General features: G+C 54.7%; 5 protein-coding genes. 3 read left to right on the top strand and 2 right to left on the bottom strand.

Annotated elements, in window-relative coordinates; genetic code table 11:
• A partial coding sequence (locus GRI55_RS14635) for a GGDEF domain-containing protein (RefSeq protein ID WP_160767625.1) occupies positions 1–378 on the top strand: 378 nt, incomplete at its 5' end.
• Between the two features lie 239 nt (positions 379–617).
• On the opposite strand, the gene GRI55_RS14630 is transcribed toward GRI55_RS14635, so the two are convergent.
• Positions 618–1,970: an MBL fold metallo-hydrolase gene (locus tag GRI55_RS14630; protein ID WP_160767624.1), complete on the bottom strand. Its 1,353-nt coding sequence runs from the start codon at positions 1,968–1,970 to the stop codon at positions 618–620.
• A gap of 41 nt (positions 1,971–2,011) precedes the next feature.
• Positions 2,012–3,964, bottom strand: a complete 1,953-nt coding sequence (locus GRI55_RS14625; RefSeq protein WP_063511737.1) for a putative bifunctional diguanylate cyclase/phosphodiesterase — start codon at positions 3,962–3,964, stop codon at positions 2,012–2,014.
• A gap of 163 nt (positions 3,965–4,127) precedes the next feature.
• On the opposite strand from GRI55_RS14625, the gene GRI55_RS14620 reads away from it, so the two are divergent.
• Complete coding sequence (locus GRI55_RS14620) at positions 4,128–5,168, top strand: sensor histidine kinase (RefSeq protein WP_063511736.1); 1,041 nt, start codon at positions 4,128–4,130, stop codon at positions 5,166–5,168.
• A 22-nt stretch (positions 5,169–5,190) separates the two neighbouring features.
• Positions 5,191–5,589 (top strand): response regulator, encoded by a 399-nt coding sequence (locus GRI55_RS14615; RefSeq protein ID WP_160767622.1) that lies wholly within the window; start codon positions 5,191–5,193, stop codon positions 5,587–5,589.
• Positions 5,590–5,702 lie beyond the last annotated feature (113 nt).

Here is a 5,702-nt window from a genome sequence, read left to right as displayed (position 1 = left end):
CTGGCCGTCGCAGTGTTCGACGTGGACCACTTCAAAAGGGTCAATGACACCTATGGCCACCATGCCGGCGACGAGGTGCTGAAGCGCGTCGCAAATGTCGCTGCCAAAGCGCTTCGTGCTGGCGATATGGTGGGCCGTTTTGGAGGCGAGGAATTCGTCATCATTCTACCGGATACGACGACGCAAACCGCAATGCTCATCGCCGAGCGAGTTCGAAGCTCAATTGCAAAGAGCGGCAGCACCCCTCGTGTAACTGTTAGCATAGGTATCGCAGAGCTTGCCGAGGGAGAGACCGGCGAGAGCCTTCTCCGGCGAGCCGACGAAGCGCTCTATGTCGCCAAGCGTGCCGGACGCAACACGCTCCGGTCGGCCGGCTAGAAGACGATCGAATGCGACGCTCGTTTTAAGTTCTGCGATCGGCTCCCTTCTGCTGACTATCGGCCATAGGCTTCCGCGACCGCATAAGCTGCTGATTGATAACTATCAAATCTCGAATTTTTGCGCATCTGACATGGGCGCCGCGGAAGCGGTCGACCGTGGTCGGCCGCTTCCGGCAGACTACGATGCTCCGATGAAAGGTAAGCCGCGGCTCTACATGGGCGATCGTGGGAACGATATTAGCCGCGCCTCGCCTCCCACGCTCCCATCGAACCCAAATAGACATCGAGATGGTCGAACCCATGAGCATCGAGCCAACCGGCGGCGACAGTCGCGCGCATGCCGCTTGCGCACATTAGCGTATAGCGCTGGCCGGGATCGAGGTCTTTCCACTTCTCGTTTAATTCGCCGACATAGATGTGACGAGACCCTTCGATCGCCTCCGCCTGTCGTTCGTCCGCATCTCGCACGTCGAGCAGGGTCCAGTCGCCGGGCTTTCCCTGCAAGCGGCGTTCGACTTCTTCAGTGCCGATCATCGGGATCGAGCGCATGCTTTTCCCCGCGGCTGCGGCTGGAACCACACCGGCATAACCCCCAACGATGTCGTCGAGGGCAATCCTCACCAGATGCTGCATCGCCGTCGATAGCTGGTCCTGCGACGAAGCTACCAACGCAAGTTTCTCGCCTTCGGCAACGAACCATCCTGCAAAGGCCGGGATCATGCCCACAGGCAGGTTGATGCTTCCCGGCAGATGCCCCGCCGCATAGGCAAGCGGCTCGCGGACATCGATAACTTTGTCGGCATCGCAAGAAGAAAGCTGGTTGAGGCTCATCGGTTGGGGCTGGAGCACGCGGGGTGCGGCATTGCCCCCCACCAGGTTGAGGTGTTCCATCAGCCGGAAATAGGGCGGTTGATAGTGGTTCTCGTTGACCTTGCGATCGATGAACGCCTCGCGATCCTCGATCTGGAGCATTGGGTTGTTGCGGCGCTCGTGACCCACCGTCGAAAACTCCCTGTCTGCCATGCCCGACCCGCAAACCGAACCAGCACCATGGGCGGGATAAATGATCGCCTGGTCGCCTAATTCGCAAATCTTGCGGAGAGAGTCGAAGAGAAGGCCGGCAACCTCCCGCTTCCGTTCAGGATAGAAATCGGTTCGGCCAACATCGCCAACGAACAGCGCATCGCCGGTAAAAACGCCCACCGCCGTTTCGGGGTATTCGCTATCGAATATGGCATAAGCGAGGTGATCGAATGTATGTCCGGGCGTTTCGAGGACGCGGATTTCGAGCTGTCCGATCGCGTGACAATCACCATCCCTCGTAGTCTTCGCGTATTCCACCTCGCCATCCGCGTTCGGCCCATGGAAAACCTCTGCCCCAGTCAGTTTTGCGAGTATCGGCGCTCCTGAAACCAAATCCTCATTGCGATGGGTCTCGAAGATATGCGTTATCCGCAGCCCCTCGTTTCGTGCTCTTTCAACGTAGATATCGCAATCTCTGCGAGGATCGATGACGGCAGCCATTCCGCCGGCTCCGATAAGATAGGAGAGGTGTGAAAGACCGGCCGTTTTAATTTTTTCGAACAGCACTGTTATCTCCTAATCGGCTAATAGCTTGAGAAACACCTCAATCAAGAAGGCGAAGAGCCTAAGTTGGAATACAGCGCCTTGAGCATTCGTTCGCTTGTAGCCGGCTTCCCCAAGCAAAAGCCTTGCCCGTAATCGCAGCCCACTGCTCTTGCCATTTTTAGCTGCTCGTGCGTTTCGATATGTTCGGCAACACATCGAGCACCAGCCGAATGACACAAATCTACCAGACCCGACAATATTTGGCGCGAGCGCTCGCTGTGAATGATATTGTCCATCAAAGATCCGTCCAGCTTGATTGTATCAAAGGAAAGCTCTCGAAGGTATGCTACCGATGCGTAGCCAGAACCGAAGTCATCCAGTGCGCTTGTAAAACCATAATGGGATAGCTTCGCTAGTTCTTGTTCGGCATGCCCCAGATCGGCAAGGATTGCTGTCTCTGTGATCTCGAACTGAACGCGGTGAGCATGAAAAGAAGAAGCCGACACAATCTTTTGAAGTTTGTCACTAGCCCCCGAACGGCTCAATTGCATGGCGCTGAGATTGAATGAAAGGGAGAGGTTTGCCGGCCAGGTCTCAGCTGACGCCAACGCCATTTCCAGAAGACGTTCGTTCAATCGATCAATGACGCCGAGCTTCTCAGAGATGCGAATGAACTCATCGGGAGACACCGCGCCCAGTTCTGCGTTGTTCCAACGAGCAAGAGCTTCAGCGAATACAGGAACTCCTTCCTTAAGATCAAAAATGGGCTGGAAGTGGACCTCCATTTCACGAAGCGCTTCACCCGACAAAATCGACTTTTCAATCTTTGCTCGCCGTTGATCTGCCTCGAATTGAGGCAGATCGTATAGGTGCCAATGTCCACGCGAGGACGCTTTCGCCTTATAGAGAGCGGAGTCTGCCTGCCGGAAAAACTCTTCGTCAGACCAAGTGTATGGTCCTGCTTCCGTTACGCCGCACGAAGCACCGACGAATAGCTCCTTTCCATCCCATAGGACCGGTTGGCTTGCTAGCTCACAGATCTGAGTTGACGCAGCTTCCAGTCCAGGTCTCGATAATCCATCCTTCCAGAAAACTGAAAACTCGTCGCCTCCGAGCCTGGCAACTAGCGCCTCGGCTCCGAAAGCATCTTTCAACCGTCGAGCATACTCGCGCAGTATCTCGTCGCCCGCAGCGTGACCGAATGCGTCGTTCGCTGACTTGAACCCATCAAGATCGCAAATAGCAAGCACGCTGCCGCCCCCAGTCAACGGGCCGCGGACCATGCCCTTCTCAATCTCGCGAACAAGCTTTCCGCGATTGGCAATCCCGCTCAACACGTCTTCATCGGCTCGCTTGGTCGCTTGGAGCTCAGCCTCAACAGCTCTGTTTCGCTCGCGAGCGATCGCCAATTGTCCACGCACCAAGCCCAGAAGAGCTCTATTATGAACATGGAGCTGCCAAATGAAGAGGGCTAGGACGAATATCAGACTGAGGGCGATCCCTCGATCTGACGGCTTCCCCATCCAAAACAACCGGATTGCTACGGGTAGACCGAGTATCAACAACGGAAGAAGCGCCGCCCGCGGAAAACTGCTCAATCCATAAGCGACCCCCAGCGCAGCAAGAACGCTGTAAAGCAGGATGGTCATCGTCTCGCTAGGGTAGGCGGTTATGAGGGACTGAGCCCAGATCGAAAACCCGAGACACAAGATGGTTGTGAAGAGGACCATCGTGACCAGTTCGCGTTTTATCCTCGCGAAATCCTCGGAAGGTTTTTGAAACGCGATCCAATAGATCATCCGCCATAATAGGATGGCTGATAAGATAGTTAGCGGCGAGAACCAGCGCAGCTCACCGCCATGTGTCGCCACATGGAGGCCCAGAAAGTTCACGAGCGCGACCCCATAGAGTAGCGGGATCTGCCTCCTTAAGCTCTCGAAGATTCCAGTAATCTGCTCGCGTTGCTCGCGAGGGCTGTCCGCTGGGAACAGGAACCTTAAGACCCACTGCATCATACGAGCCATAGCCTCGAATAGGCATTTTCTGGTTAATGCACAAATACGAGGTATCTTGAGCCAACTTGGCGGATGACGAACCGTCGAAGCGGACAGGGTGCTGCGCTGTTAGAGCCAGAAGATTGAGCTTGCAAATTAGCGCCGCTGATCACTAGCAAGACTGATGCCTCTTAGAAATTCTAAGCCAATCAGCGCCGCGCAGCTGGGCTTCATCGTAGAGGATGCGGCTAGCGAAATTTACCTCTTTTCTGCATCCGATTTTCGGTTCTTGCTGGTAAATCGAGGCGCGCGCGACAACCTCGGGTTCGGATTCGACGAGTTGCGTAAACTCGCACCGTGGGACCTGAAGCCACATCTGAGCGAGGCTCAATTTCGTGAAAAGGTTCGCCCGCTCCTGGAAACAGGCTCTGGCGACATGGTCTTCGAGACGGTTCACCGGCGCAAAGACGGGTCCTTATATGACGTGTCGGTTCACCTTCAGTTGCTCGAAAATGACGGCGAGCCAGTATTCTTCGCTGCCATCCGCGATGTCACCCGCGAAAATCATTTGAAACGGTCACTTGAGGACCGAGAAAGAGACTTGGAGGCTGCTTTGGCTGGTCGCGAGGTCCTTCTTCAAGAAGTCAATCATCGTGTAAAAAATAGCCTACAGTTGGTTATGGCACTACTTCAGCTTCATGCTCGCGAAGCGACCGATGACGGTCTCAAGTTTGCTTTGTCGGAAGCAAGGCACCGGGTCTCTGTGGTGGCTTCTATTCACCAGCGGCTTTATATGAATGGCGACTACTCGATGGTGGACATCGGAGATTTCCTTTCTGAGCTGGTTACGGCCACGGTGCGATCAATGAGCAGAGTGGATGACATCGGAATCGAACTCGAGCTTCAGTCTGGTGTCGCAATAGGAATGGATAGAGCAGTGCCCTTGGCGCTTGTCGTTTCGGAACTGCTCACCAACAGCCTCAAATATGCATTCCCTAATCAACGTAAGGGAACCGTGGGCGTGCATCTCAGTTCAACGGAAACGGAAATCACCGTTACCGTGCTTGACGATGGCGTAGGTTACTGCGTCGCGGACAGTGCAGAAACTGGCACCGGATTGGGTTCAAAAATCGTGCACGCCCTTACGGGGCAAATTCGGGCGAAAGTTGAAACGCAGAATAAGGCTGGCGGAACGCACATAAGCATAGTTCTTCCTCGCGGTTGATCGGCTGTGAGTTCGAATTTTTATGAAGATACTAATTGTTGAAGACGAAGCCCTAGTGGCTATGAACATGCAGGACGTTCTTGAAGCACAGGGACACCAAGTAATCAAAATAGCTGATGATGAAGAGTCGGCGATCTTAGCTGCAATTCACTATAAGCCCGATCTCGCGCTGGTTGATATGCGGCTCTCAGGAGGCGGTTGTGGGTTGGTCGTGGCTCGGCAAATGCACGACATCGGCGTCGCCGTTTTGTTCGCTACGGGGAATTGTCCCGGCCCGGATCATGGTGAGATCGCACTAGGGTGTCTCCACAAGCCTCTCTCGGACAATCAGCTAATCGCAGGCGTCTTAGTTGCGAACGCCTTACAAAACCGATCTGCCAATCCACCACCAATACCGGCCGGGATGCATCTCTATCGCTAGTTTTCGATGAGACATACGAAGCTGTGCATCACGTGGATCCAAGAGCTAAAGCCGCGCTATAGATCTAGAAACACTTTAGCGGACGCCTACTCCTCGGGCGACCTTCCGATCGA

It is taken from the genome of Qipengyuania citrea, assembly GCF_009828015.1.
Classification (GTDB): Bacteria; Pseudomonadota; Alphaproteobacteria; order Sphingomonadales; family Sphingomonadaceae; genus Qipengyuania; species Qipengyuania citrea.
The sequence above is the reverse complement of the archived record's forward strand: the minus strand, read 5'-3'. Positions and strand labels throughout refer to the sequence as shown.

Excerpts from the sequence above, each read along its gene's own strand:
- GRI55_RS14625 (WP_063511737.1), bottom strand. The coding sequence starts at position 3,964 with ATGATGCAGTGGGTCTTAAGGTTCCTGTTCCCAGCGGACAGCCCTCGC.
- GRI55_RS14620 (WP_063511736.1), top strand. The coding sequence starts at position 4,128 with ATGCCTCTTAGAAATTCTAAGCCAATCAGCGCCGCGCAGCTGGGCTTC.
- GRI55_RS14615 (WP_160767622.1), top strand. The coding sequence starts at position 5,191 with ATGAAGATACTAATTGTTGAAGACGAAGCCCTAGTGGCTATGAACATG.